Annotated in this window: 4 protein-coding genes and 1 tRNA gene; all 5 read right to left on the bottom strand. The window is 60.2% G+C overall.

Translation table 11 applies throughout. The features are described 5' to 3' along the window. Positions 1 to 42: 42 nt before the first annotated feature. The 5 genes from VLR48_RS08105 to VLR48_RS08125 all read right to left on the bottom strand — a co-directional run bounded on the left by VLR48_RS08105 (position 43) and on the right by VLR48_RS08125 (position 3,113). Positions 43 to 1,299, bottom strand: coding sequence for an NADH-quinone oxidoreductase subunit D (locus tag VLR48_RS08105; protein WP_325291295.1), 1,257 nt, complete (start codon positions 1,297 to 1,299; stop codon positions 43 to 45). Next, entirely contained in the window at positions 1,292 to 2,005 is a 714-nt protein-coding gene (locus tag VLR48_RS08110; protein ID WP_325291296.1) for an NADH-quinone oxidoreductase subunit C, read from the bottom strand. Before VLR48_RS08110 ends, VLR48_RS08105 begins: the two co-directional genes overlap by 8 nt. Before the next feature lie 16 nt (positions 2,006 to 2,021). Continuing rightward, on the bottom strand, positions 2,022 to 2,498 hold the full coding sequence (locus tag VLR48_RS08115) for a NuoB/complex I 20 kDa subunit family protein (RefSeq protein WP_093028587.1): 477 nt from the start codon (positions 2,496 to 2,498) through the stop codon (positions 2,022 to 2,024). Further along, the gene (locus VLR48_RS08120; protein ID WP_093028585.1) at positions 2,489 to 2,845 is read right to left on the bottom strand and encodes an NADH-quinone oxidoreductase subunit A; all 357 of its coding nucleotides are present in this window, start codon (positions 2,843 to 2,845) and stop codon (positions 2,489 to 2,491) included. The genes VLR48_RS08115 and VLR48_RS08120 overlap by 10 nt, the downstream gene beginning before the upstream one ends. A 183-nt stretch (positions 2,846 to 3,028) precedes the next feature. Continuing rightward, positions 3,029 to 3,113 (bottom strand) — tRNA-Leu (locus VLR48_RS08125). Positions 3,114 to 3,181 lie beyond the last annotated feature (68 nt).

A 3,181-nucleotide genomic window follows, 5' to 3' on the forward strand; every position in this document is an offset into this window, starting at 1 on the left:
CGCGATCGTTAATGACCGCAAGCGGTGCGTTGCGAAAGCTCATCAGCGATCGATCTCCCCGAATACGACATCCAGCGTCCCGATGATCGCCACGACGTCGGCGAGCATGTGGCCTTGGGACATCTCGTCCAATGCGGCGAGATGCGGGAAACCCGGCGCACGGACCTTCAAACGATAGGGCTTATTGGCGCCGTCCGACACGATATAACAGCCGAACTCGCCCTTGGGTGCCTCGACCGCGGCATAGACCTCGCCGGGCGGCGGACAATAGCCCTCGGTAAAGAGTTTAAAATGGTGGATCAAGGCTTCCATGTCGTCCTTCATGTCGGCGCGCGACGGCGGCATCACCTTGTGATCCTCGATCGCGACCGGACCGGGATTCTCGCGCAGCCATTGCACGCACTGCTTGATGATCCGATTGGACTGGCGCATCTCCTCCATGCGGACCAGATAGCGGTCATAGCAATCGCCGTTGACCCCGATCGGGATGTCGAACTCCACCTTGTCGTAGGCGGCATAAGGCTGCTTCTTGCGCAGATCCCATTCGACACCGGATCCACGCAGCATCGGACCCGTAAAGCCCAATTGAAGCGCGCGCTCGGGCGAGACGACACCGATGCCGACGGTGCGCTGCTTCCAGATCCGATTATCCGTCAGCAGGGTCTCGTATTCGTCGACATGACTCGGAAAGCGATCGGCAAAATCCTCGATGAAGTCGAGCAGCGAACCCTGACGCGGTCCGTTGCGTTTTGCGATGGTCTTGGCGCTGTGCCATTTGGAGCTTCCCGAGTACTGCGGCATCCGTTCGGGCAGATCACGGTAGACACCGCCGGGGCGATAGTAGGTCGCGTGCATCCGCGCACCCGAGACGGCCTCGTAACAGTCGAGCAGGTCTTCGCGCTCGCGGAAGCAATAGAGGAAAACCGTCATGGCCCCGATATCCAACCCATGCGCGGCGAGCCACATCAGATGGTTCAGGATGCGGGTGATCTCGTCGAACATGGTGCGGATGTACTGAGCGCGTTCCGGGGCCTCGACCCCGAGCAGCTTCTCGATCGCCCGCACATAGCCATGCTCGTTGCACATCATGGACACATAATCGAGCCGGTCCATGTAGCCGATGCTCTGGTTGAACGGCTTGGACTCGGCGAGCTTCTCGGTCGCACGATGCAGCAGACCGATGTGCGGATCGGCCCGCTCGATCACCTCGCCGTCCATCTCAAGCACCAGGCGCAGGACGCCGTGGGCCGACGGATGCTGAGGTCCGAAGTTCAGGGTGTAGTTGCGAATCTCAGGCATCGGCGGACTCCGAGCTTGCACCGGTCTTTACGTATCGGCTGTCGGCTCGAATGACGCGCGGCACCAGGACACGCGGCGGAATCGAAACCGGCTCGTAAATGACGCGGCCCTGCTCCGGGTCATAGCGCATCTCGACGTGACCGGAGAGCGGAAAGTCCTTTCGGAAGGGATGCCCGACGAAACCATAGTCGGTGAGGATCCGGCGAAGATCCGGATGGCCCCGAAAGAGGATCCCGAACAGGTCGAATGCCTCGCGCTCGAACCAATTGGCAGATGCCCACACCGGAACGACCGAGTCGACCATCGGCTGACTGCTCCCTGCGTAGACCCGCAGGCGAACGCGCCGATTGTGGACCAGCGACAGGAGATGATAGACGACGGCGAACCGCTTGGGGTCATCGACGGCCAGCTCCTGATCGCGGTCGACACCGCGGCCGAAACCCGTCGTGGATGCCTCTTCGGTCGTCCACTCGGACTTGCCGTACGCGGCATAGTCGACGCCGCAGAGGTCGATCAGCTGCTCGAATCGCAATTGCGGATGATCACGAAGGACCCAGGCCACGTCGGTCAAACGCTCCGACGGCACGATCAAGGTGACCTCGCCGAGCTCCGTGACGGTCTCGCACCCCTGGCCGGCCAGCGCCTCGCCGAGTGCATCGACGAGCGCGGTCAGCCTGACGGGGTTGGACAGGATGTCTTTTGCCATTGGAATTGGATACGACTCAGCGAGCGATGGTATTGGTACGGCGAATCTTGTTCTGCAACTGCAGGATGCCGTAAAGCAGGGCTTCGGCAGTCGGCGGGCATCCCGGAACGTAAATATCGACCGGGACAATCCGATCACAACCCCGCACCACCGCATAAGAGTAGTGGTAATAACCGCCGCCGTTCGCGCACGACCCCATCGAGATCACCCAGCGCGGCTCGGCCATCTGGTCATAGACCTTGCGCAGCGCGGGGGCCATCTTGTTGACCAGGGTACCCGCGACGATCATGACGTCGGATTGGCGGGGGCTCGGCCGAAAGACGATCCCGAAGCGATCCAGGTCATAGCGTGCGGCGCCCGCGTGCATCATCTCGATCGCGCAGCAGGCCAAGCCGAAGGTCATGGGCCACAATGAACCCGTCCGTGCCCAGTTGATGAGCTTGTCGGCCGTGGTCGTGACGACGCCTTCTTCGAGGATGCCCTCTATTCCCATTCCAGCGCCCCCTTCTTCCACTCGTAGATGAAGCCGACCACCAGGATCCCCAGGAAGACGAACATGGCCCAAAAGCCGTACATGCCGAGTTCTTCGAGCACCACCGCCCAGGGAAAGAGGAAGGCGATCTCCAGATCGAAGACGATGAAGAGGATCGCCACCAGGTAGTAGCGCACGTCGAACTTTAAACGCGCACTCTCGAAGGCCGCAAACCCACATTCATAGGGGGAGTCTTTCTCCGCGTCCGGGCGGCGAGGTCCTAAAAAGTAACCCAACACGAGCGGGCCGACGCCAACCAAGATCCCGACGATGATAAAGATCAGGATCGGCAGATAATTGTCGAGCATCAGTCCTCCCGAATTTACTTATTCTCTGACGTCGAGCCGGACGAAGAGTCTAGTGCAGCGGTTACGGCAGTGTCAACCCGAGGATAAATTCAAATCATTAAGTTTTTCAAACCTTTGTGCGCGCATTTGCGCAAAAAAAACGGCATGTCGCGAGAGCGGCATGCCGTTTGCTTTTACTGCGGATGGTGCCGACGGCCAGACTCGAACTGGCACGGCTTACGCCACTACCCCCTCAAGATAGCGTGTCTACCAATTTCACCACGTCGGCCTTGCCTGCAGGACGCCCCGGCCAGAATGCAACCGGCACGATCCTGTACTGCCTTACTTCGGAACTTC

The sequence above is a fragment of the Thiocapsa sp. genome (genome assembly GCF_035467215.1).
Classification (GTDB): Bacteria; Pseudomonadota; Gammaproteobacteria; order Chromatiales; family Chromatiaceae; genus Thiocapsa.

Excerpts from the sequence above, each read along its gene's own strand:
- VLR48_RS08115 (WP_093028587.1), bottom strand. The coding sequence starts at position 2,498 with ATGGGAATAGAGGGCATCCTCGAAGAAGGCGTCGTCACGACCACGGCC.
- VLR48_RS08110 (WP_325291296.1), bottom strand. The coding sequence starts at position 2,005 with ATGGCAAAAGACATCCTGTCCAACCCCGTCAGGCTGACCGCGCTCGTC.
- VLR48_RS08120 (WP_093028585.1), bottom strand. The coding sequence starts at position 2,845 with ATGCTCGACAATTATCTGCCGATCCTGATCTTTATCATCGTCGGGATC.
- VLR48_RS08105 (WP_325291295.1), bottom strand. The coding sequence starts at position 1,299 with ATGCCTGAGATTCGCAACTACACCCTGAACTTCGGACCTCAGCATCCG.